Source organism: Xanthomonas sp. WHRI 10207 (assembly GCF_040202975.1).
Classification (GTDB): domain Bacteria; phylum Pseudomonadota; class Gammaproteobacteria; order Xanthomonadales; family Xanthomonadaceae; genus Xanthomonas.
This window is the reverse complement of record NZ_JBEGDX010000001.1, coordinates 141,142-165,661: the sequence shown is the minus strand read 5'-3', so window position 1 is coordinate 165,661 and position 24,520 is coordinate 141,142. Positions and strand designations below refer to the sequence as shown.

Here is a 24,520-nt window from a genome sequence, read left to right as displayed (position 1 = left end):
TTCCTGTCGGGGGTAGCTGCCCACCGCCGACCACGGCGTTTGCCGCGCGACACCGGTGCCGGCCAGATGTTCGAGCAGATCGTGCAGTGACAGACGCCCCCATTGCACGCCGTGCCGTCGCAGGGACGGCAATGGCCTGTGGGATCGGCATGCCTCGCTCGCGCATTGCCGCCTTTGCGTGATGTAGACAACTCATTGCCGGCTGCCGGGGCGTTTTGTCGGTTGTGCTTAACCCCACGGCATCGCGTTCAGGCGCACAATGCAACGGACACACGGGGCGTGTATCATCCGCAGCCATCTTTTCATCCGAATTAAGGGATATAAGCCTGATGTCCAGCTACCTGTTCACCTCCGAATCGGTCTCCGAAGGCCATCCGGACAAGATCGCCGACCAGATCTCCGATGCCGTGCTCGACGCCATCCTGGCCCAGGACAAGCGTGCCCGCGTGGCCTGCGAGACCATGGTCAAGACCGGTGTTGCGATCGTTGCCGGCGAAGTGACCACCAGCGCCTGGATCGACCTGGAAGCGCTGACCCGCAAGGTGATCCTGGACATCGGCTACAACAGCTCCGACGTCGGCTTTGACGGCGAGACCTGTGGCGTGCTCAACCTGATCGGCAAGCAGTCGCCGGACATCAACCAGGGCGTGGACCGCAAGAACCCCGAACAGCAGGGTGCCGGCGACCAGGGCCTGATGTTTGGCTATGCCACCAACGAAACCGACAGCTACATGCCGGCCGCGATCCACCTGGCGCACCGCCTGGTCGAGCAGCAGGCCAAGATCCGCAAGAAGAAGAACTCGGCGCTGTCCTGGCTGCGTCCGGATGCCAAGTCGCAGGTCACCCTGCGCTATGAAGACGGCGTTGCGACCGCGATCGACGCGGTGGTGCTGTCGACCCAGCACGACCCGGGCATCAAGCAGAAAGACCTGATCGAAGCGGTGCGCGAAGAGATCCTCAAGCCGGTGCTGCCGGCCAAGTGGCTGCACAAGGGCACCAAGTTCCACATCAACCCGACCGGCAAGTTCGTGATCGGCGGCCCCGTGGGAGATTGCGGCCTGACCGGTCGCAAGATCATCGTCGACACCTACGGCGGCTGGGCCCGTCACGGTGGCGGCGCGTTCTCGGGCAAGGATCCGTCCAAGGTCGACCGCTCGGCCGCCTACGCCGCACGCTATGTGGCCAAGAACGTCGTGGCCGCCGGCCTGGCCGACCGTTGCGAAGTGCAGGTCTCCTACGCCATCGGCGTGGCCGAGCCGACCTCGATCTCGGTCACCACGTTTGGCACCGGCAAGATCGCCGACGAGCAGATCGAAAAGCTGATCCGCAAGCATTTCGACCTGCGTCCGTTCGGCATCATCCAGATGCTCGACCTGATCCACCCGATGTATCAGCAGACCGCGTCTTACGGTCACTTCGGCCGCAAGCCGAAGGACTTCACCTACACCGACGCCACCGGCGCGCAGCACAGCGCGACCGCGTTCTCGTGGGAAAAGACCGACCGCGCCGACGCCCTGCGCGCCGATGCGAAGCTGAAGTAAGCCACGCGCTCTTTGGAGCGTGGGTGTGTCGCAATGGGCCGCTAACGCGGCCCATTGCGTTTTAAGGCCTAGCGCCAGCATTCGTCCCGTGTGGGGGCCTTCTCCCGAGAGGAGAAGGGATTCAAAGACTTTGTCCCTGTGGGAGAGGAGTTGGAGTGAGGTGCGGAGCCAAGCCGCGCTGCACGGAAGGTCCATTAGGCTGCGCTCGTACCCTCATCCGCCCCTGCGGGGCACCTTCTCCCGAAGGGAGAAGGGATTCAAAGCCCCTCGCCCTGCGGGAGAGGGGTTGGGGTGAGGGTGCGAAGCCGCGCTGCATGGCACGTCCATTAGGCTGCGCGCGCACCCTCATCCGCCCCTGCGGGGCACCTTCTCCCGAGGGGAGAAGGGATTCAAAGACCTTCTCCCTGTGGGAGAGGGTTGGGGTGAGGGTGCGGAGCCAAGCTGCGCTGCACGGAAGGTCCATGAGGCTGCGCGCGTACCCTCATCCGCCCCTGCGGGGCACCTTCTCCCGAGGGGAGAAGGGATTCAAGGCCCCTCTCCCTGCGGGAGAGGGGTTGGGGTGAGGGTGCGGGGCGAAGCCGCGCTGCACGGCACGTCCATGAGGCTGCGCGCGTACCCTCATCCACCCCTGCGGGGCACATTCTCCCGCAGGGAGAAGGGATTCAAAGCCCCTCTCCCTGCGGGAGAGGGGTTGGGGTGAGGGTACGGGGCGGAGCCGCGCTGCACGACACGGCACGTCCATTCGGTTGCTTCAGGTAGAAAGGCGCGCTTCAACCTGACGTCGCACTACCGCACCTACGGATCCAGCTTCAGCTGTTGCTCCATTGCCTGCGCAAACGCGAGCAATGGGCACGCCATGCGCTGTTCGGGCGCGCAGACATCCAGAGCCAGTTCCTGTTGCAGCGGTGGGTGTGCCAGGTCCAGCGGTGCCAGGGTGCGCAGTTGATCCAGCGATTGCGCCAGGTAGCGGGCACGCACCACGCGCGTTCCGTCAGGTTGCCGCCACAGACCGAGCAGCAACGCACCGCCTGGTGGTGGATCGTCGGCGCCGTAGCCGGGCAGATGGAAGTGCACACCGAGCAAACTGCTCAGCGCGGCGATATGCGTGTCGCTGCCGACGAACACCGACAACCTGGGCGACTGCGCGTCGCCAAACCGTTGCAGCACCTCGCGTGCCAGCGGTGCGCCGGAACGCTGCGCCATGTAATGCGGGCGCGCGTAGATATCGAACAGCAGCGCATGCAGGCGCGAGACCTGCGCCAGGCGTTCGGGGGTGGCGCGGCCCCAGCCGACCTGCGACAGCGGCAGACCGTCGGCGTACTGCAGCAACAGCACCTCGCCGGTGCCGGAGGTCAGGTCGATCGGCCCGCCCAAGGCCAGTCCACGCCCATTGGCCGATGGCGCCAGCGTGGACGGCATGCGCGCAAAGTCGCAGGGCGTGCGTGTGCAGCCCAGGATCTGCTGCATCGCCTGCAACTCGGCCGCATGGCCCTGCAGCACTGCGGCAGGGCCGCCGGTCTGCTGCTGGATCGATGCCACTGCGGCAGCCGCATCGAACGGCACCGCGCCTGCCTCGATCGGCCGGAACAGCGGGTCGTTACTGCCCGCCTCGCGGTGCCCGGCGACGATGCCGCAGCCCGGCGCCAATGCGTCGGCCAGCAAGGCACCGCTGTCGATGGTGCGCTGATCGGTATTGGCCCAGACCGACACACTCCCTGCCGCCGGGCATCCCGTGTGCGGCAGCAACGTCTGCTGCGTCAACCATTGACGCAGATACGCGCCGCTCAATCGCACCGCCTTGCGTCCGCGCGGAGTGAGCAGGCTGGCCGGGGTGGACCACTGCGGCCAGGCTTGGTCGGCGTACTGCGCGGCGGCCGCTTCACCCTGCAGCGGCGCACGCACGCCGTGGCGGAACACCACCACCACGCGTTCCAACTGCTCGGTCTGCCCCGGCTGCCGATCCGCGACGGCAGCGGTAACGCGGGAGTCAGCGGGCAATCGATCACTCGCACGACCTGCCAATGCGCTGCGCGTCGGCGATGCACAGCCACCCAACACCGCTGCAAGCGTCAGCAGCAGGCAGACACCGGTGATCGCAAGCGCGCCACCACCACGCCGCCCCGGCGCTGCGCGTAGCGAAGGCGACACGATCCCCATCGCGTCACGCCCGCCCGCGCCGCATCGCGCGGACCACAGCGGCTCCCCATCGCCAGCCAACGTCCCGCAGCGCGATGCGCCCTGCCCCGCGCTGTCGACGCTTCCCGCAGCGGGCTTGTCGTGCTGCTGCACCTGCGCTGAGATGCCCCACCCTGCACGATCAGACTCAGAACACATATTTGGCGGTCACCAGGCTGGTCATGCCCGAATCGACGATGTCGGAAATCGCCGTGGTGTCGTGCCCCACATGCGCCCAATAGCTGTGCTGTTTGGTGAGGTTGGCAACCGACAGGTCCACGCGCAGATGCTCGCTCGGCGCATAGCCCAGGTGCAGGTCCACGCGGGTGATCGGCTTGATCCACAGGTTGTCCCAGCGCGCGCCCTGGTTGAGATAGTCGTACACCGACACGTATTCGCCAGAGTAGTGGTAGCTCAGATTGATCGACCACGGCCCCTTTTCGTAGAACAGCTCTGCGTTGGCGAGCAGGTTCGGGGCGTTCTGGATGCGTTCGTGCGCAAAGCCTGCTACGCCCAGATCCACGCGCGTGCTCTGTCGGGTGACATTGGCGCCGATGCCGATGCCATCCAGCGGTGCGGGCAGGCCCTGGAAGGTCTGCCGCACGGCAGCTTCCATGCCCAGCACGCGGCCGTCGCCACCATTTTGCGGACGTACGAAGCGCGTACTCGCAGTGCCGCTTTCGCCGGCATTGGCCGCATTGGAACCGCTCTCGTAGATGTAGTCGGTCAGGCGCTTGTAATAGCCGGCCAGCATCGCGTGACCGCCGGTGTCGTTCTGCCATTCGCCGGACAGATCCACATTGAGCGACTTGATCGGTTTCAGATCCGGGTTGCCTTCGGTGATGATGGTCTGGCCGTCGCTGGAAATATCCGTGGAGCGGCCACCGCCCAGCTGCACGAACGCTGGACGGGTGTAACTGGTCCACACCGAGCCGCGATACACCGCGCTGTCGCCCGCGGGCCGGTAGTTCACGAACACGCTCGGCAAGACCACGTTGTAACGCGTGTGGTTGTTAGCGAATGCGCCGACCTGCTCGGCCCCGTTGACGGCCGACGGCTGCGCCCAGAACGTATTGGTGATGGCGGTATGTTCGAAGCGCACACCCGGCAGGATTTCCCAATCGCCGGTACGCAGTGTCGCCATCGCATAGGCAGCACTGACTGCTTCGGTGGCGCGCATGGTGTTGCAGTTGAGGTTGTTGACCGCCAACTGCCCGCAACTATCGAAGCTGGCCGGCGTCAGCGTGCGTGCGATCAGGTCGTTGAGCGCGGCGTTGCTCAAGCGCAGCGTGGGCAGTGCGTATTGCCCCGGATACACCGCGTCGTAGCGCTGCGCGATCAACCCGGTGTCGCGCAACAAGGTGCCGTCGGTGTACTTGGCATTGGTCCAGTCGCGATCAGTGAAGCTGCGCGAGCTGTCGACATACTTCACGCCGAACGCGATGCGGCTGAGCAGACCGTCATCGAAATCGTAGCCCACATCGAACTTGCCGCCGCCCTTGTCCTGGCCGCTGTACTGTTTGGAAAGTTGACCGGTGCGGCGCGCGAACAGGCCGCCCACATCGGACGCCTGCGCCTGCATCGCCGGGGTCAGCAGCGGGATCGGGAAGCCGTCGCCGTCGTAACTGATGAAGCGGTTGGCGCCGTAGGCGAAGTTGGTCGAGGTGTATTGATCGTTGCGTGCGGAAATTTCCACGTGATCCGGGCGATCGTTGTTGCCGGTGCCGTAGAAAATGTTCGGCGCGAACGTCCAATGCCCCAGTTGTTTTTCCGCACCCAGCTGGATGGTGGCAAGGTCTGCTTCTTCCGGGTTGGTTTCGTACCAGTAGCGCACTGCCACGCGATTGATCTGCGGCTGATACACACCACTGCTGCCGATCTGGGTGAAGCTGACATTGGCCGGCACGAACTGCGTGTAACCGGTGTTCTGTTCGGTCTTGGCAAACGCGTAGGTCATGCGCGCATACAGATGCAGGCTGGGGTCCACACGCCAATCGAAGGCGGCATTGCCACCGTAGCGGCGGGTGTCGCCTTGCGAATACCCGATATTGATGCCCGTGCTCTGCAGCACCTGTTGCGGGTCGCTCCCGGCGGCCAGATTGCCGCTGGCATCGGCACGCGCGAATTCCCAGGACCCATCGTTGCGCGCCGCCGACGCGCCGGCCACTTCGCTGTTGACGAAATGACGCTCGTCGTAATACGCGCTGACCGCTACACCAAACTGCCCGGCATCGCCAAAACGTGCATGCCAATCGCCGGCTGCGCCGCTTCCCAGTCCGGAATCGCCGTAGTCGCGTGCGCGGCTTTCCATGCGTCCGCTCAAGGTCACGCTGCCGCCCTGGCGATCGGACGAGTCGAAGGCGCTGGGCGTGCGGTAGTCGATGGTGCCGCCGATCGCATCGCCATCCATGTCGGCGGTGGACGTCTTGTTCAACACGATGGTCTGTAGCCCGGAGGGCGGCAACAGACTCAATTGCACGCCACGGCTATACGGCATGCCCTGTGCCACGTTGATGCCATTGATCAGGTTGACGTTGTATTCGGCATTGAGACCGCGCACCGACGAAAACATGCCTTCGCCACGCGCCGCGCCATCGATGCCGCCGAAATACGACTGCCCGGTGTTGATCACGTTGACGCCCGGCATCAGGCCCAATGCTTCGGCCACGTTGTGTACCGCAGTGGTCTTGAGATCGTCGGCCGACAACACGTTGACGGTGTTGGTCGCGGCCATCTGCATGTCGGTCGCGTTGTAACGGGTGGCGGCGACGGTAACCTTGTCCAACGTGGCCATTTCGCCTTGCGCAGGGGTTGCGGCAGCCTGTGCGGATTGCGCGGCAGCATGGCCGCAAAAAATCGACAACGACACGCATAAGGCCTGCGACAAGCGCGAAGGACGCAGCAACGAACAACGAGCGATCATGATCAAATCCGATGGGTGCAGCAACGCGCCACGGACTCAAGCCACGGCAGCGCCACCACGATGTGTGAGAGAGCGACGTGGCCTTTGGCAGCGGACCTGCGTCACACCTGCAAGCAGGCGCCGCGCATGGTGGTGACGGCATATTTCAAAACCATGACGTACGCTACAGACATGACAAATGCGCGCAGCAAGCGCGCAAGTCGGCATAGTCGCTGGCGTATGGAAGCGTGGATCGCTGCCGGCATGCGCATACGGTTACTGGCGCGGGCGCACACGCGTCTTCGCAAAACGCGACATGACAACGCATGCTGCCGAGGCGGCATGAATTGTCAGCGATGCCTCTCGCAGCAAGTCGCCTGCCGTGTTTGCAGACAGCACCCGAAACGCGGTTGAAGGTGTCTGTGGGCGCAAGCGATTACGTCACGCGCTGCGTCGCGGCCGACACCACGATGACGTTACGACCACCCTGCGCGGCAGTGCGCGAAACCAGCATCGAGTGGCCGATGCCGGCGCCAGTGCAACGCGCACGCCCACCCGATACCGCTTACCTGATGCTGCAAGCCTCATTCACGAGCGCAAGAAGATCTCGACCCGCCGATTGAGCTGACGCCCCCCCGGATTGTCCTGCCCGTTGACGGTGTTGGGCGCCACCGGTTGCGATTCGCCATAGCCCTTTGCGCCGGCGCCCTTTGCGGCGCCGCGCGTGCGCAACGCGGCCAGTACCGCATTGGCCCGGCGCTCGGACAGCGCCTGGTTGTAGGCGTCATCGCCCTTGGCATCGGTGTGCCCGCGCACTTCCATCTCTTGGGTTGTCACCTTGCCGAGCGCGGCGGCCAGCGTGTCGAGCACGCGCGCGGCATCGGGGCGGATGTCGGACTTGTCGAAGTCGAACAGGATGCGGTCGTTCAAGGTGATCAGATAGCCGCACGCTGCGCCGGGCGGGGCGAACTTTTGCAGCGGCGGGAAGCGGCCGGCCGGCGGTACTTTCGGCAGCGGCGGCATGCGCACTTCGCGCGGCGGGGTGCCGACCGTGCCGGTGCCGTCGCCGCGGTTCTGCACCAGACCATCCGGTCCGTTCCAGGTGCCGGAGCCATCGGCGTTGATGGTGACCAGGCCGCGCGGCCCATTCCAGGTGCCGCTGCCATCGCCGTGATTGTCGATCAGGCCGCTCTTGTCGCTGTTCCAGGTGCCTGCACCCTTGCCATTCAAACTGATCAGGCCGGCCGGGCCGTTGTAGGTGCCGCCGCCGTTGGACTGCACGTCGATGAGGGCGTCGTCGCCATCCTGCCCGGACGCGTTGATGGTGCCGCTGCCATCGGCATTGACGTTGACCAGGCCGCCATCGAAGTTGGCGGTACCACTGCCGTCGGCCTTGAGGTTGAACAGGCCGCCGTCGCCGTTGCGCAGCAGGTTGCCGTTGGCGTCCATGCTGGTAATGCCGGCATCGTTGATCAAGGTGCCGCCATCGCCGCAGCGCGCAGGTGCGACGCTGACGCCTTCTATCGGGTCGAGGATGTCCTGCAGCGAGGCCTCCAGCGCGCGTTGCGCCGGGGTCACGCCGACGATCTCGGGGATGACGATGGTGGGGATGGCCGGAAATTCCGGCACGCTGTCATCCGCTGCTGCCGGCGCATCCGGAGCGCGCGCAGCCTCGCTCGCCGCAGGTGCGGCAGCGGCAACACGGGCTGCATCCTTTGGACCTTCGCCACGGCCGCAACCAACCAGCAACAGGGGCACCCACAGCACTGCCGACAGCTTGCGCATCGTCTCTTCCTTGTTCGAGTCTGTACGAGACGTGCCTGATAGCACGAGCGCGGTAAACAAGGTGCTAAGGCCAGTGCGGATGCGTGCCGAGAGCAATGGCAGCGCTATCGGCGACTGCCTGCGCACTATTGCTGCGCGACCGGAGACCGACCGGGCAGTGGCACGGCAGCGCGACAAGCGACAAGCGACAAGCGACAAGCGACAACACAAGGATGTTGTCAGAGGGCTATCTGCTGGATGCAAGGCGGGCCACGACCATCAGGCGTCCGTCACGGATGTCGCACGCGTCACCAGGTGCAGTAGACCTGGCGCGCAGCTGCATTGCTGCTTCACTGCGTTTGTCGGCAACTGCCCGCAGTGTCCACCGATCGCGCGTGGCGCCCCCTTACAACATCGCAGGCGTCGCCGCGGGCACGGGCGCGGGCGACTGACCCTGCGAAGGTGCCTCGCCGGCCTCCGCTTGCAGTTGCGCGTGCAGGATGCGGCGAATCTCCAGAATCGCCTGCGGGGTTTCCTGCACGCTGTGCCAGGAGGTCACCACCAGTTCGGACGCAGCGCCGTCCAGATGCGCGCTGCGATACGGCACCAGTCCATCGTCGGACTCGGCCAGCGGAACCTGCGGTTTTTCGCGGCCGATGATGGTGTGGTACTGCACCTGTGGCGAGATCGGCAGATCCATCGTGGCGCGGACGAACGGGTCGGTATCGCGCAGGTTGTCGATGCTGGTGGGCGGCAGCAGGCGGCCCTTGCGCTGGTATTCGCCGCCGTGCCCCTCACGCTCGCTGTTGGCCAGATCCTGCAGCACATCGCCGAAGTGATCCAGCACGGCAATCGGCAGCCGCACCAGACGGCCGACGAAGCGCCCCAGTCCACCTTCGGCCAATGGCGTGCCGCGGTGCGGTGCGGCGATGAAGATCGCGCGGTCGATCTGCGGCATTGGCGAAAAATGCAGCAATGGCGACAATTTCGCGCGCACCCGTGCGCCGCGCTCGCCCTCCAGCCGATAGTCCTGCAGCAGCGAATTCCACAGCTGTTCGCCGGACGCAGATACCAGCAAACGCCCGATCACCCCGCCCATGCTGTGGCCGACCAACACCATGTCGTGCGAAGCGATCGCGGTGCCGGACGGATCGAAGTGGCGCAGGCTGCGCTCCACCAATGCCTGGATCTCCGCACGATTGACCGCAATCGGCGCGTTGGTCGGGTAATACACCTGCCAGATCTGATAGTGCTGACGCAGGGTTTCATCGCCCATCACTTCATTGGCCACGTTGACCCACGCTTCCGGGCTGCTGGCTAGCCCGTGCAGCATCAGCAGCACGCGGCGGTTAGGGTCGTAGGGCTGCATCAGATACAGATGCGGGCGATCGATGCCACGCGCGCTGCCCAGCATCGAGCGCAGCGATTGCGCGGCAAAGCCCGACTTGGCCAGCCACAGCCCGTAGGCGGCGGTGAAGTTGGCCGCCAGCGGTACATGCTGACCATGCAGCACCACCTCGTTCTGGCGATACGGGTCGTACGGCACCACGGTCACCGCATCGGTCCGCAACACCGTATCCAGGGTGTCGCCATCGAAGCGCAACAGCAGCGTTGCCGGTGCGTACGGCATCTCGCTGAAGGTCGGCAGCGGGCGTTCGGGCGAGGCACTTGCGGAGACGGCTTGCTGCAAGGCCAGCCCGGCCGGGTCGCCGACCACCTGGGGGTCCACTTCGGCCACCAGTTCGGCACCGAAGCCATCGCGGCGGTAAGTGCTGCGCAATCCATTGAAGCGCAGCGCCGAAGCGGCAAAGATCGCACGCGGCGTGTTGCCGCCACCGGGCAGCCGATATGCGGACATGTCGACGGCCACCTGCCAACGGCCGACCTGCGTCGGTGTGGGCACGGTGACGCCGGCCTGCTGGGCGCGCGCAAACAAACGCTCGACCACCTGCTGCACGGCGTAGTTGTAGTAGTCGCGCACCTGCGTCTGGCGGTTTTCGAATGCACGCGCGCTCGGCGCACGTGCGGTAAAGAACAGATAGGCATAGGCATGCCGCGCGGCTTCCAGCCAGGCCTGCACCGCTGCGTCGCTCATCTGCGCCGGGTGGCGACCGCTCAGGTCGATCGCGTGCGCGGTCCACAATTCGGCTTGCGTGGCGAGGCGGCGCTCATCGGCGATACCCGCCACATTCGTGAGCTGCTGCACGCAAGGCAGCGGTTGCTTGCGGCACGTCTTGGGTTGCAGCCCGGCCACCTGCAAGGTCTCGCTGCCTGCCTGACTGAGCGCGCCGGTGCTGAGCACATCGCCACGCGTCTGCGCGATGTAGTCGCCACTGTTGCGCGATTGCACTGTGACCATCGCGCAGCCACTCAACCACATGCACGTCAGTACCGCCGCCAACCCCATGGCGGTGCCACGCAGACGCCTGTGCAACATCACCGCGCTGCACTCGTCGACGCGCCGGGCGCTGGCGCCTGCGGCATGCCGGCGCGGATGCGTTTGGAAAAGTCCACCGCGGTGTCGGCGGCGATGGCACGCGCGGTGAAATGTCCACGCTGCTTCAACGTCGCAAAGTCGTAACCCGGCATCAGCCCGTGATGGTCGTACGCATATTCATCGGCGTAGCCGGACAGCAGCAAGCGGTGATCCAGCGGCAAGGTGGGCTGCAGCTGGCGCACCAGGGCAAACACGATCGTGGTGCAGTTGCTGGTCAGCGTGTTGTAGAAGGCCGGCTTGCGATTCAAATCGTTAGCCAGCCCCACGTAGCCCATGAACATGCGGCGCAGGCCGGCCTTGGGAATGGCCAGGCGATACAGATACATGTCTTCGCCGCGCGCATTGGTGCGCACGCGCAGGATGTCGCGCTCGTCGGCGGCCACCAGAGTTTCTTCGAAGCTGCGAAAGAACCCACCCACTGCAGAAAACGACTCGCCGCGTTCCTTGCGGATTTCCAGCGAAAACACCACGTGCGAGCCGTCGTCGAAACCGAACGACACCAGCGTGTGCGCAATCGCCGGGCCCATCCAGTACGACAACGCCAGATCGGCGCTGACCAGGCGATCCAGATCGTACTGGCGGGTTTCCCAACGCGGGACGTAGTTGGTTTCGCTATGCCAATCGAAATTACGCACGTTGTGCAGGGTGACGATGTTGCCGTGCACCTCCGGTTGCAGACGCTGGGCGACATCGTCGTCCCAGTCGCGGTCCTGGCTGGGCTGCATTAACCCCCACGACACCGCCAGCACCACGAACGCGGCACCGAAGATGCCCACCAGAGCCCAGTTCTCGCGGCCACGGCGCAGGCCCCACAACGCGGCCAACGCCATCGCGCACCACGATGCCACCCAGCCGCCACGCACCAAGGCGTTGCCGGTAAGCGCGAAATAAATCGCCAGGCCGCCCCACAGCGCCGCCAGCACCAGCAGCGCGCGCAGCGCCCAGCGGCCGATCACCGCGCGGGTGGCCGGTGTCATCGAGTACCGCCTTCCGGCACGTGCATGCCCAGCGCGTGCATTAGCAGGTCTGCCGAGCGATGCGCCAGACGTTTGCGTTCCGCTTCGTCGTGACCGCGCAGGCAGCTGCCCAGCATGTCGATCACCAGCAGCAGTTGCTCGTCGTCGACATCGGCCCGGCACAGGCCGGCGTCGCGGGCGCGGTGCACGAACGGCAGGAAGATCGCCACCGCGCGCCGGTCGGCCGCTTCCACCGCCGGGTTTGCGCGCTCCATCGAGCGCCAGAAATCCACCAGCGGCGCAGACTGGGCGATGTGCTCGGCCACATCGTGCAGCAGCACGGCCAACCCATCCGGGCGGTCGGCCAGATCGGCGGCCAGCCGCTCCAGGCCATCCAGCCCGCGCGCCATCAAGGCGGTCATCAGTGCCTCGCGGTCCGGGAAATTGCGGTACAGGGTGGCGCGGCCAAGGCCGGCGCGCTCCACCACCAGTTCCAACGGGGCATTGACGCCGTGTTCGCTGAACACTTCGTCGGCTGCATCGAGAATCTGCCGGCGGCGAAGCGCGGCATCAGGGCGGGGAGTCGTCATCCCGGCATTATCGGACAGATTTGTCCGTTAATGCCAGAGTCCGCTTGACGATTCCGCCCCTTCTCCGACCAACGGTCGGATCAGCCGGTCGGATCAGCCGGTGTTCTGCACGCCTTGCGAGACGCCGTTGACGCAGGCGACCAGCGCGCGCAGCAAGTCGTCGTCTTCGCCATCGGTGGCACGCCAGCGTTGCAGCAGGTCGACTTGCAACACGCTGATCGGGTCGATGTAGGGGTTGCGCAGGCGGATCGACAACGCCAGCCGCGGGTCGTGCTGCAGCAACGATTGCTGTTGCAGCAGCGCCTTGACCCAGCGCTTGGTCAGCGCCAGTTCGTCGCGAATCTGCGGGAAAAACCGCGTGTGCAGATCGCCCGACAAGCGCGAGAACAGTTCGGCGATATTGAGGTCGCCCTTGGACAGCACCATGGCGATGTCGTCCAGGAAGGTGCGGAAGAACGGCCAGTCCTGCGCCATCTCGCGCAAGCTGTCTTCATGCCCGGCATCCACCGCCGCCTGCAAGCCGCTGCCCACGCCGTACCAACCCGGAATCACCGCGCGCGCCTGGCTCCAGGCAAACACCCACGGAATCGCGCGCAGATTCGACAGCGCCGCGTCCTGGCCCAAGCGACGCGATGGACGCGAGCCCAGCGTCATACGCTCGATCACATCGATCGGCGTGGCCAGGCGGAAGTACTGCATGAAATCCGGCGCACCGACGAAGGCGCGATACGCCACAGTGCTGCGTTCGGCAACCAGATCCATCACCGGCCGCCAGTTGTCTTCGCGTGGCTCGGGTGCGCGCGGACGCAGGCTGGATAGCAACACCGCGCCGGTCATCTGCTCCAGCGAGCGCAATGCCAGCGCACGAATGCCGTACTTGCGATGGATCACCTCGCCCTGCTCGGTGACGCGCAAACGACCATCGACGCTGCCGCGCGGCGCGGCATCCAGCGCACGACTGGTCTTGCCGCCGCCACGGGCGATCGAGCCGCCGCGGCCGTGGAAAAACGTGAGCCGCACACCAAGCTCGGCGGCTGCTTCCAGCAGCTCGACCTGCGCACGCTGCAGGCCCCAGCGCGAGGCCGCGATGCCGCCGTCCTTGCCGCTGTCCGAATATCCCAGCATCACCATCTGTGTATCGCCACGCGCGGCCAAGTGCTGGCGGTACACCGGGTCGGCCAGCAGGTCCTGCACGGTGCCGGTCCCGCCCCGCAGATCGTCCACGGTTTCGAACAGCGGCACGATATCCAGCGGCACTGCATCGGCGTCATCGACCAGGCCACCACGCCGCGCCAGGGCGAGCACGGTGAGCACATCGGCGCGGTTATGCGCCATCGAGATGATGTAACTGCCCAGCGCATCGGCGCCGTGGCGCGTGCGTGCATCGGCAAGTGCGGCGAACACCGCATCCAGCCGCGCATTGCCTTCATCGTCCACTTGCGGCAATGCCTGTTCGCCGGACGCGTACGGGCCCAGCAGCGCGGCGCGCTGTGTGGCGTCCTGCGCGTCCCAGTCGTCCTGGCCCAAAGCATCGGCCACCGCGCGTGCATGCACGCTCGATTCCTGACGCACATCCAGCCGCGCCAGATGGAACCCGAAGCTGCGCACGCGCCACAACAGCCGGCGCACCGCAAACCACCCGGCGTGCAGACCCTTGTTGGCCTGTAGGCTGTCCAGGATCAGTTGCAGATCGTGTTCCAGCTCCGATGGTGCGCTGTAGGCACCATCGGCATCGTCCAGCGTGGCCTGCAGCCGCGCGCGCATCAGATCGTTGAGCAGCCGGTACGGCATGTCGCCGTGGCGCGGGCGCGAGCGTGCGGCAGCGTCCGGCAACAAAACGCGGTAACGCTCCAGTTGCGCGTTCAACGCCGGACTCACCGCCACCAGTGTGGTCGACTGGCTGAGCAGGCTGGCCAGTTGCCAGAGTTCTTTCTGATAGCGGTCCAGCACCGCGCGGCGCTGCGCATCCAGCGTGCCGGCGATGGTGGTGGCATCCACATTGGGATTGCCGTCCATATCCCCGCCCACCCAGGTGCCGAAGCGCAGCAGGCGCGGCAAGGTCGGCACGCTGCCGTAGGTTTCTTCGATGGCGTGTTCGAGGGTTTCGTACATCACCGGGATGACGCGATAGAGCACCTGGGTGAGATAGAACCCAACGTGCTCGCGTTCGTCGTCCACGGTGGGACGCACCGGCGAGGAGTCGGCGGTCTGCCACGAAGCGGTCAGAGCCATCCGGAAGCGCGCCGCATCGCTGGCGCGCTCGTTGGGCGTGCGCATGCCGTCGAGGTTGTCGACCAGGCTGGCGACCATCAGCTGTTCTTTTTCCAGCAGCGCGCGGCGTACCGCTTCGGTGGGATGCGCGGTGAACACCGGCTCCACGTCGATGCGCGGCAACCACTCGCTGAGTTCTTCCAGCGTCACGCCCTGCGCCTTGAGCCGGCGCAGGGCATCGTGCAGGCCATCGGGCTGCGGCGTATCGATGCCGCTGCGCTGGTACTCGCGGCGGCGGCGGATGCGATGCACGCGCTCGGCGATGTTGACCACCTGAAAATACGTGCTGAAGGCACGCACCAGCGACTCGGCATCGCGCGGCTCACGGCCGGTCAGCTGCTCGCTCAGCGTGGAGGGCGGCGCATCGCTCTCGCGCCGCGCAATGGCGGTGGTACGGACGCGTTCGATTTCATCGAGGAATTCCGCAGACACCTGCTCGGCGAGCAGATCGCCAACCAGTGCACCCAGGCGACGCACATCGTCGCGCAAGGGAAGATCGGGGGTAGCGAACACAAGACTGCTGCGGTACTCGTTCATCGGAAACGCACACCCTCATCAAAGCGCGAAGTCGTCGAAGACTAACCCAAAAGGATTAGAGGGTTGCGACAAGCGCGACGGTTTCAGCACGAACCATCGCACCCAAGCACGACGACTTGCGTAGCAGCGCACCCGGCTGCGATGAGGCGTGATCGACGCACTCTCCGATCACGCACGCCGACGCACGCGTGCAGCGCCCCTCCGCACTGCACCACACGCATACTGCGACCACATAGGCAACGCCCTCGTAGGAGCGCACCCGGGCGCGACGGAGCTTGACCGACGCACTCTACGATCGCGCACGCCAACGCAAGCGTGCAGCGCCCCTCCGCACTACACCCCACACGCATCCTGCGAACACATAGGCAACCGCCCTCGTAGGAGCGCACCCGGGCGCGACGAGGCTTGATCGGTAACACCTCATCGCCCGCGGCTCCGCACCCTCGATCAACGCGGGCGCGGAGCGCCCTTCTCCTTCACCGGCTCGCCAAGATTGCTCTTCAACCACTGCTCGCTCTCGGCCAGCATCTGCAGGATCGATTGCCGCGCGCGATACGCATGCGATTCGTTGGGCAGCATCACCAGCTTCGCGGTGCCGCCCAGGCCCTTGATCGCGGCGAACATGCGCTCGCTCTGGATCGGGAAGGTGCCGGTGTTGTTGTCGTCCTGGCCGTGGATCAGCAGCAGCGGGTCCTTGATCTTGTCGGCGTAGTTGAACGGCGACATCGCCTGATACACCGATTGCGCCTGCCAGTAGTTGCGTTCTTCGGCCTGAAAACCGAACGGGGTGAGCGTGCGGTTGTACGCGCCGCTGCGTGCGATGCCGGCCTTGAACAGGCGCGTGTGCGCGAGCAGATTCGCGGTCATGAAGGCGCCATACGAATGCCCGCCGATGGCGATGTGATCGCGGTCGGTAACCCCGCGTCGCACCACTTCATCCACCGCCGCCTGCGCATCGGCGATCAGCTGCGGCACGTAGGTGTCGTTGGGTTCGGCATCGCCTTCGCCGACGATCGGCATGGTCGGGTTGTTGAGCACCACATAGCCGATCGCCAGAAATGCCTGCGGGCCCCAGTAGCTGATCGCATTGAAACGATACGGCGAGTCGGTGACCTGGCTGGCGGTGTCGGCGCTTTTGAACTCGCCCGGGTAGGCCCACATCAGCAGCGGCCGCGGGCCGTCGCGTTTGGGGTCGTAACCGGGCGGCAGCAACAGCGTGGCGGTGAGATCCACGCCATCGGCACGCTTGTAGCGGATCTGCTCTTTCTGCACGCCACGCAACTGCGGCAATGGATGCGCGAACTGCGTCAACGCACGCGGTGCAGGCGCCGCATCGCCCAGTGCCTGCACGAAGTAGTTGGCCGGTTCTTCGGGCGATTCGCGGCTGAGCAGCAGCTGCGTGCCTTGCGCATCCAGCAGCGCCAATGGCGCGGAGTAGGTGGGCGCCTGCGAATGGAACAACCGCGTGGCGCGCTTGCTGTGCAGATCGAAGCGATCCACAAACGGGCGATCGCCTTCCGGCGAGGCACCCTTGCCGAGCAGGAACAGGCTATTGCCGTCGGCGCTGGTCTGCAGCAGCGGATGGCCCTTGCCGTCGGCCACCGTCGCCAGGGTTCCCGGGTCGTTGTAGCGGTCCTGCGAGGAGCGGTCCCACAGCAGCTCGGGCGCTTGCTTGGGCTGATCGGGGGCGATGCGCCATTGTTTGATGCGGCGGGTCTTCCACCAGCTTTCGCTCAGGATCGCCAGATCGCCACGGCCCCACTGGATGCCTTCGAATCGGCTTCCCAGTTGCGCCAGCGTCACCGGCGCACGCGTGAACGGCGCGGCCTGCATCCGCACCGCATCGCGGATCTTGCTCTCGCGTGCCGGGTCGCCGCCGTCCTGTGCCTCGGCCCACACCAGCGTGGCCGGCGCATCGGCGCGCCAGGCGATATCACGCACGCCGGTGGGCACCGCGTCGTTGCCGGTCGGCAGGCCTTCCACCAAGGGCAACTGGGCGATCTGGCGCACCAGCTTGCCCTGCAGATCCAGCACCTCGATACGTCGGGCGAAGTTGTCCACCGGCACCAGGTACGAGAACGGCCGCTCGCTGCGTTCGCTCAGGATGTAACGGCCATCCGGCGATACCGAGAGGTTGAGGTAGATGCCGGGCGCGGCAATCGGGCGCACCTGCCCGCTCACCGTGACGATGATCGGCTGGCCGGTGGCGTAGTACTCGAACACGCGCGCATCGGCCTCGTTGCGCAGCAGGTCCTGATAGGTCGGCAGCGAGCGCACTACGGCCGCGGCGCTGGTCTGCTGAATCGCCGGGCCGTCCGGTGTCGCATCGCGCGCGGGCGGTGCACCCTGCCCGTCCACTTGCCGTTGCAGCAGCAACCCGCTGCCATCGGGCAACCAGCGCAGCTCGTCGTTGACGCTGGTGTTCAAGCCGGCCACCAGGCGCCGCGCCTGCCCGGCGGCCACGTCCACCAGCCACAGCTCGTTGGCGCCGCTGGCGGCATCTTCGCGACGGAACGCCAGATAGCGCTGATCCGGCGACCAGCTCTGGTCCGCCAGCGACAACGGCGACGGCAGCCCGGCAATCTGGCGCTCGCTCCCGTCCGCCACCGCCAGCAGCCACAGCTTGCTGGCGAAGGAGAAGCGGCTGGCCGCATGGGTCTTGGGATGGATGCGCACGCCCGCCAGCTTGAGCTCGGGCTGGGCCACTTCGGCGATATCCGGCAGTGCCGGCAATTGCAGCATCGCGGCCAGGTCGCGTTTGGGCGACAACTGCAGAAGCGGCGCGCGCGGCGCATCCACTACCGCTTGCAAGGCCTTGGAGGGCAGCCGATAACCGCTGCTTGCCGCTGCCGCTGGCGGTGATGCCGGCACGCCGGCCGCCGAGACCAGCAGCGGCGCACTCAGGACCGTCAGCAACAGCGCACGCGCCAGCGCCCGGCCGGTCACCACACCATCGAGCAGATGGCCGCCGGGCCTGGCGAGCGGCGACGCATCGAGCGCCGGCATGCCGCGCCCTTCATCACCGTGCCGATACCCGTGGTGCGCTTTCCGTTTGGCCTGCATGTCCGTTCCCCGCTCTGGATCAACCCCGGACCATAGCAGCCGTCCGTCGGCCGCTCCCCCTGCCGTTGGTTGGGGTGTGCGGCAATTCATGCCGGACGGGGGTGCTGCCGATATAATCAGACCCTCGTCGAGGGGCGCTGCGACCGCTATGGCAGATCGATCTGCCAACTGCACCAACCGTGCAGATACATACGGCCAGGCTCGACAGGGATTTCTCGTTCAACGGCGCCCGGAATTGCAGACATTCGTCTGCCTACCGGAGCAATTGCATGAACGCTGTCGCAAAAACCGCTGCAAACGACGACTTCAAGGTCGCCGACCTCTCCCTGGCCGATTGGGGCCGCAAGGAGCTGGACATCGCCGAGCACGAGATGCCGGGCCTGATGTCGATCCGCCGCAAGCACGCCACCAGCAAGCCGCTGAAGGACGTGCGCATCACCGGCTCGCTGCACATGACCATCCAGACCGCCGTGCTGATCGAAACGCTCAAGGACATCGGCGCCAACGTGCGCTGGGCCTCGTGCAACATCTTCTCCACCCAGGATCACGCTGCTGCCGCCATTGCGGTGAGCGGCACGCCGGTGTTCGCCTGGAAGGGCGAGACGCTGGAAGAGTATTGGGACTGCACCCTGGATGCGCTGACCTTCACCCTGCCCGACGGCACCCAGACCGGCCCGGAGCTGGTGGTAGACGACGGCGGCGACGTCACCCTGCTGATCCACAAGGGCTATGAGCTCGAAAACGGCAGCACCTGGGTGGACGAGCCGGCGTCTTCGCACGAAGAAGGCGTGATCAAGGCGCTGCTCAAGCGCGTGGCCGTCGAGCGCCCGGGTTACTGGGCCCGCGTGGTCAAGGACTGGAAGGGCGTCTCCGAAGAGACCACAACCGGCGTGCACCGCCTGTACCAGATCGCCGAAGCCGGCAAGCTGCTGATCCCGGCCATCAACGTCAACGACTCGGTCACCAAGAGCAAGTTCGACAACCTCTACGGCTGCCGCGAGTCGCTGGCCGATGGCCTGAAGCGCGCGATGGACGTGATGTTGGCCGGCAAGGTCGCTGTGGTCTGCGGCTACGGTGACGTGGGCAAGGGCAGCGCCGCGTCGCTGCGTAACTATGGCGCCCGCGTCATCGTGACCGAAATCGACCCGATCTGCGCCCTGCAGGCGTCGATGGAAGGCTACGAGGTCAACACCATCGAATCCACCCTGGGCCGCGGCGACATCTATGTCACCACCACCGGCAACAAGGACATCATCACCGTCGAGCACCTGCAGGCGATGAAGGACCAGGCCATCGTGTGCAACATCGGCCACTTCGACAACGAGATCCAGGTCGATGCGCTGAATGCACTCAAGGGCGTGGAGAAGATCAACATCAAGCCGCAGGTCGACAAGTACGTGTTCGGCAACGGCAACGCGATCTTCCTGCTGGCTGATGGCCGCCTGGTGAACCTGGGCTGCGCCACCGGCCACCCGAGCTTCGTGATGTCCAACTCGTTCGCCAACCAGACTCTGGCGCAGATCGACCTGTGGGAAAAGCGCGACACCTACGAGAAGAAGGTCTACATCCTGCCCAAGCACCTGGACGAGGAAGTGGCCCGCCTGCACCTGGAAAAGATCGGCGTCAAGCTGACCACCCTGACCAAGGACCAGGCCGATTATCTCGGTGTGGACGTGGCCGGCCCGTACAAGCCGGATCATTACCGCTACTGAGTGATCGGGCGAGTGATCGCCCTTGCAAAGATTTGAAACAGACGGGCGCCGCGAGGCGCCCGTTTTTTATGAGATCAGCAGACCAAACGCGCCGTGATTGATCTGCCAGCAGCGCTGCCCAAAAGCGGAAGGAGTACCGCGCGCCCCGGCGCCTGTCGAACGGCAGTGCGACCTTGCGCGTCGATGGCCAAGAGATGATGTACATGCAGCGCTAATGCGCGACGGTCTCCAGGAACGCGCTTCAATCGCCATCCCCGCGCACCGGCAACACCTCCTCGATATAAAGCGTCTCCGGGCAATCCTGCTGCGCGAAACCGCGTTCTCCGGCCCGCTGACTGAGCGCTCGGCCCCCTGTATCACATCCGTGCGACGTTTCACGCGAACCGCAACGCCTTGGAGCCCCGCATGGGCACCACCACCATCCGCCTGCCGGACGCGCTCAAGGCTCGCGTCGCCAAGGCCGCGGAAGCGGCCGGCACCACGGCGCACAACTTCATCCTGGAAGCCATCGTCTAGAAGGCCGAACTGGCGGAGCGTCGCGCCGACTTCCACGCCCAGGCCGATCAGCGTTGGCCCGAATTTCTGGAGACGGGTGAGGCCATTCCGTGGGACGAGGCGCGCACCTATTTCAAGGCCCGGGTGGCAGGAAAGCCTGCGAAGCGGCCGGTGGCGCGCAAGCTGGAAAGCTGAGGTGACATATATCCGCCTTGTCCCATGCGTGATCGAGGATCTGAAGCGGATCGCCGCGCATTTGCGCGACCACGAGATCGTGCATGCAACAGAAAGAGCCGAGGAGATCGTCAGCGCGTTCGATGTGCTGGCAGGCAATCCGTTGATCGGCCGACCGGTGCATGCAGACCACAGCGAACTGGTGATGGGCCGCGGCTCGCACGGGTACGTGGCGGTGTATCGCTATGTGGATGTGACCGATACGGTGATCGTGATGGCGCTGCGCGCGCAACGCGAGGCCGGCTATGCACGCGACGCATGAAACCGAGGCCGACATCCGTAGTGCATTCGTTGGCATGCAGGCGCACTTGTTTCGCCGATCCCCGGATGCATGAAACACCAGCACCGTGACCACCAACATGGTTGCCGATTTATATTGTTCTGCCAGAATTCCACGACGCACCTGTAGCAGTCGCGGTCAAACGGTACGGCCAAGCCGCCTTCTGCTCCAGCGCGTCACACAGCGTGACCCGCGCCGTAGGGATCTCTTCCGGCGCCGTGGTGTAACGTACAGCCCAGGAGTGGCGTGGCCTTGCCTGCACACCACTGCGGCAAAGCGAGTCGCCCGCTTTCATCCCATCTCAAAAAGGACATCGCATGGGTAACTTCAGCATCTGGCATTGGATCGTTGTTCTGGTATTTTTTGGCATGATCGCTGCCGTCATCAGCATCATCGTCTGGGCCGTCAAACGCGCATCACGCAAGCCTGATGCAATTGCAGGAAATACGACAGCGGCGACGACCACGCAATCCCGGCTGGACGAACTCAATCGGCTCAAATCGCAGCAGCTGATTACCGACGCCGAATACACCCAGCGCCGCGCCCAGATCCTTAGCGAACTGTAAGCGAGGGTCGCACCCGGTGAATCATGTCAGTGCGGTGCTGGATCACCAGATCCATGTCGTATGCGCGCCCGGCGCCGTCTATCAGCAGCTACTGATGCAAGGTACTGCAACGAATGACGGCATCGCACTGGACTTTCGTACACCCCAGCAGCAGGCCGCAATGTTCAGCCTGCTGCATTCGCTGCAACTTCCGTTTGTCTATGCACCCGCGGGCTGGCCACGGCCACCGGCCGCCATCTTCGCGCAGCTCAGATAGCAGGGGTTGGTGCATGGCGCCATGATCACGGTGACCTGGGCTGCGCCTCACATACCTGTGCTGGGCATTGGCTGATATTGCATCTCAGCAAAGAAGGGCACCTTTAGCCGCTCATTTTGCGGTTTGGGTAACCGATCAACGTGCCGTCAGACAGGCGACCTCCTCGCATGTAGGTCCTGCAATCTCGACAAAGATGATCGCGTCCGGGTGGTAGGCTAATTGGCTCGCCACCGGGCGCGGTAGCCATGGCGCTTACGTCCGAAAGTTCGACCGATACCCCGCCGCCCACAGGATGCGCCAGGACGCCCACCACCAAAGGAAAGACAATGCAGCGCAGCACAACCCAACACATTACCCGGGCAAGCAAACCCGTGATGTCCCTTTGCCTGCTGGCGCTGTTGGCGGCCTGCACATCGCCGTCCACCGACGCCCAGGCGACCAGCACCGCCGACAAGACCGGCAGCGTCGCCGCAGATGCCAGTACCGCCCCCCCAGCCTGCGCGGCTGCAACTAACGCCTCACCAGTGCAGGCAATGGTCTGCAAGGACCCGGCCCTGGCGCGTCTGGACACCGACTTGGCCAAGGCCAGCGCTACCGCGCGTGACACGCTCGATGCAGCAGGCAAGGCGAAACTGCAGTCAGAACAAGAACACTGGCAGCAGCACACCCGTGACCTCTGCGCTGACGCACAGTGCCTGAAGCAGGTCTACGCCGACCGCATCCAAATCATGTCGGCCACCCGCACCGCGTTGGCCGACCAGGCTAGCTGTGTTGCAGTGGAAGGACAGAAGGACTGCGTGGACGTGATGAAACTGCGCGACGCCAACAGCCAATTAGCCAATTTCAACACACTGATGGGCCAGAATTCCCAGAAGGGCACTCTGATTGGCTGCACGGCAGCGACCAACCTGTCTGCGGGGACTGCGGGCGGCAATGATCTGTTTGCCGCCAATTGCACACTGCAGAGCGCGGCCGGCAAGAGCAACGTACAGGTCTGCAGCAACCAAATGATAGGAAACTTTGTAGTCGAACCGGCCCCGGCCGCCTACGGCGACAAAGCCGTCGCGCAACTGGTGGCTTTCACACAGCAGCACTGCGCCGGCTGAACCCCGCTCCCGCCCACCCGAAGGAACACCACCATGGCAACGGAATCCACGATCACTCGCGAGCAGCTGAGCACGCTCTATCTGAATACCGAACTGGGAGGCAATACGCGCCACCTAGACCACTTCTCGTACGCCCAGAAGGGCAGCAGCACGTACTCCTTCGGGCTGGTGCAGTTCGATGTGGGCAGGAACCCTCAGGCGCAACGCTTCCTGCGCGACAACGGTTTCAACACCGATGACATCGCCCTGCTTTCCCAGCAAGGCGGCCTGAGCAGCCAGCAACTGAGCGCGCTGGATGCAAAATTGCAGGCCATTCCCAAGGCCACCATCGACCAGTTCACCAACACCAAACTGGACAGTGCGATCGAACGCGTGGACGACGCGATTACACGCGTTCGTGCAACCAATCCTGCCGCTGCCGATGCCATCGCTGCGAACCCGGAATTGCAGCTGGCCATGGCTGACTACGACAACCAGTTCGGCAGCATGGGGCCGCAGTTCGTCAGCTACCTGGCCGGCAATGAAGTCACGCTGCAAGGCGGCAAGATTCACGCCGGCAATCCGCCGACCCGCGCCGATGTGCAGACCTTCGTTGAATCGACCAAATACGGCATCGAGTCGCCGGGCGCAGTCACTAGTCGTGATGCACGCTTCGACACCGCGATGACCCAGATGGGTATCACGCCCACTGCCACACCCTCGCATGATTCACCCTCAACGCCAGGCGCGCCGGCGGCGGGCGCAGTGCTGGTCAGCGGTGCGCGCGGTGACAACGTACAGGCCATGCAGCAGAAACTCGCCGACCTGGGCTACCTGGGTAAGGATGGCGCGCCACTGGTGCCCGACGGGCACTTCGGTTCCAGCACCTTGCAGGCGGTGCAGCAGTTCCAGAGCGACCATCAGCTGACCGTGGACGGCAAGGTCGGGCGCGGCACGCTCAGCGCCCTGGATGCCGCCGTCCAACAACAGGCGGAGCAGGCACAGAAAGTCGCCGAGCCGACCATGGCAACCCCGGGACATCCAGACAACCCCCGCTTCCAGCAGGCCGCGGAAAAACTCGAAACGTTGGAAGAGCAGCGTCGCCAGGGCGGCCTGACGCCGCTGTTCAAGGATCGCGACCAACTGGAGAACGCGGCAGGACAGGTGGCCTTTGAATCCAAGGTCGCCGGCATGAGCAGAATCGATACGGTGGTAGCGCGCCTGGATAACCAGGGCTTGTTCGCAGTGCAGGGCCAGCCGAACGATCCTGCTGCCCAGCGTACCTATATCGACTTTTCGCAGGCGGTGAATCACGACCTGCAGTCGAGTACACGGCAGAGCCAGGCACTGGATGCAGACCCACAACAGCGGCAGGCACAGGAACAGATGCAGACCCAGCACGCGCCATCGCGCTGACAAGCCGGGTCTCGATTGAACACAGAACGGGCGCTTGGGGCGCCCGTTCTGTGTTTACGTCACATGCCATGCACTGCGTATCTGCAGTTAAGGCTAAGCACTGCGGGTCTGGTGCAGGTTCACGCGCTACGGGGATGTCCTTGCTCCAATGCTGCTACATCGCTATATGCCCGTCCGGTG

Annotated in this window: 14 protein-coding genes, 1 pseudogene and 1 riboswitch; of the genes and pseudogenes, 7 read left to right on the top strand and 8 right to left on the bottom strand. The window is 65.0% G+C overall.

The features are described 5' to 3' along the window. The first annotated feature begins 329 nt into the window (after positions 1-329). Entirely contained in the window at positions 330-1,541 is a 1,212-nt protein-coding gene (metK, locus tag ABQU90_RS00655) for a methionine adenosyltransferase (RefSeq protein ID WP_055851016.1), read from the top strand. A 795-nt stretch (positions 1,542-2,336) separates the two neighbouring features. Here metK and ABQU90_RS00650 read toward each other — a convergent pair. From ABQU90_RS00650 to ABQU90_RS00615, 8 genes are all read right to left on the bottom strand, one after another. Further along, a complete protein-coding gene (locus tag ABQU90_RS00650) occupies positions 2,337-3,875 on the bottom strand; it encodes a histidine-type phosphatase (protein WP_323521679.1) in 1,539 nt (512 codons plus the stop codon). Continuing rightward, complete coding sequence (locus ABQU90_RS00645) at positions 3,865-6,639, bottom strand: TonB-dependent receptor (RefSeq protein WP_323521678.1); 2,775 nt, start codon at positions 6,637-6,639, stop codon at positions 3,865-3,867. Before ABQU90_RS00645 ends, ABQU90_RS00650 begins: the two co-directional genes overlap by 11 nt. 567 nt (positions 6,640-7,206) lie before the next feature. Further along, positions 7,207-8,403, bottom strand: coding sequence for an OmpA family protein (locus tag ABQU90_RS00640; RefSeq protein WP_503064407.1), 1,197 nt, complete (start codon positions 8,401-8,403; stop codon positions 7,207-7,209). 385 nt (positions 8,404-8,788) lie between these two features. Continuing rightward, the gene (locus tag ABQU90_RS00635; protein WP_323521675.1) at positions 8,789-10,819 is read right to left on the bottom strand and encodes an esterase/lipase family protein; all 2,031 of its coding nucleotides are present in this window, start codon (positions 10,817-10,819) and stop codon (positions 8,789-8,791) included. Beyond that, on the bottom strand, positions 10,819-11,856 hold the full coding sequence (locus ABQU90_RS00630) for an Lnb N-terminal periplasmic domain-containing protein (protein WP_323521673.1): 1,038 nt from the start codon (positions 11,854-11,856) through the stop codon (positions 10,819-10,821). Before ABQU90_RS00630 ends, ABQU90_RS00635 begins: the two co-directional genes overlap by 1 nt. Next, the gene (locus ABQU90_RS00625; RefSeq protein WP_115512493.1) at positions 11,853-12,425 is read right to left on the bottom strand and encodes a TetR/AcrR family transcriptional regulator; all 573 of its coding nucleotides are present in this window, start codon (positions 12,423-12,425) and stop codon (positions 11,853-11,855) included. Before ABQU90_RS00625 ends, ABQU90_RS00630 begins: the two co-directional genes overlap by 4 nt. Positions 12,426-12,518: 93 nt before the next feature. After that, a complete protein-coding gene (gene ppc / locus ABQU90_RS00620) occupies positions 12,519-15,233 on the bottom strand; it encodes a phosphoenolpyruvate carboxylase (RefSeq protein WP_323521672.1) in 2,715 nt (904 codons plus the stop codon). Between the two features lie 447 nt (positions 15,234-15,680). After that, on the bottom strand, positions 15,681-18,137 hold the full coding sequence (locus ABQU90_RS00615; RefSeq protein ID WP_407078752.1) for a S9 family peptidase: 2,457 nt from the start codon (positions 18,135-18,137) through the stop codon (positions 15,681-15,683). Between the two features lie 282 nt (positions 18,138-18,419). Further along, positions 18,420-18,534: riboswitch (S-adenosyl-L-homocysteine riboswitch) on the top strand. Positions 18,535-18,565: 31 nt separating this feature from the next. On the opposite strand from ABQU90_RS00615, the gene ahcY reads away from it, so the two are divergent. From ahcY to ABQU90_RS00585, 6 genes and pseudogenes are all read left to right on the top strand, one after another. Next, positions 18,566-20,008, top strand: a complete 1,443-nt coding sequence (ahcY, locus tag ABQU90_RS00610; RefSeq protein WP_055850993.1) for an adenosylhomocysteinase — start codon at positions 18,566-18,568, stop codon at positions 20,006-20,008. Between the two features lie 405 nt (positions 20,009-20,413). Further along, positions 20,414-20,698: pseudogene (locus ABQU90_RS00605) on the top strand (CopG family transcriptional regulator). Between the two features lies 1 nt (position 20,699). Next, complete coding sequence (locus tag ABQU90_RS00600; RefSeq protein WP_349780869.1) at positions 20,700-20,999, top strand: type II toxin-antitoxin system RelE/ParE family toxin; 300 nt, start codon at positions 20,700-20,702, stop codon at positions 20,997-20,999. A gap of 335 nt (positions 21,000-21,334) precedes the next feature. Continuing rightward, the gene (locus ABQU90_RS00595) at positions 21,335-21,583 is read left to right on the top strand and encodes an SHOCT domain-containing protein (protein WP_115527119.1); all 249 of its coding nucleotides are present in this window, start codon (positions 21,335-21,337) and stop codon (positions 21,581-21,583) included. A gap of 582 nt (positions 21,584-22,165) precedes the next feature. Next, positions 22,166-22,945 (top strand): lysozyme inhibitor LprI family protein, encoded by a 780-nt coding sequence (locus ABQU90_RS00590; RefSeq protein ID WP_115527118.1) that lies wholly within the window; start codon positions 22,166-22,168, stop codon positions 22,943-22,945. A 33-nt stretch (positions 22,946-22,978) separates the two neighbouring features. Further along, positions 22,979-24,340, top strand: coding sequence for a peptidoglycan-binding domain-containing protein (locus ABQU90_RS00585; RefSeq protein WP_115553047.1), 1,362 nt, complete (start codon positions 22,979-22,981; stop codon positions 24,338-24,340). Positions 24,341-24,520: the final 180 nt, after the last annotated feature.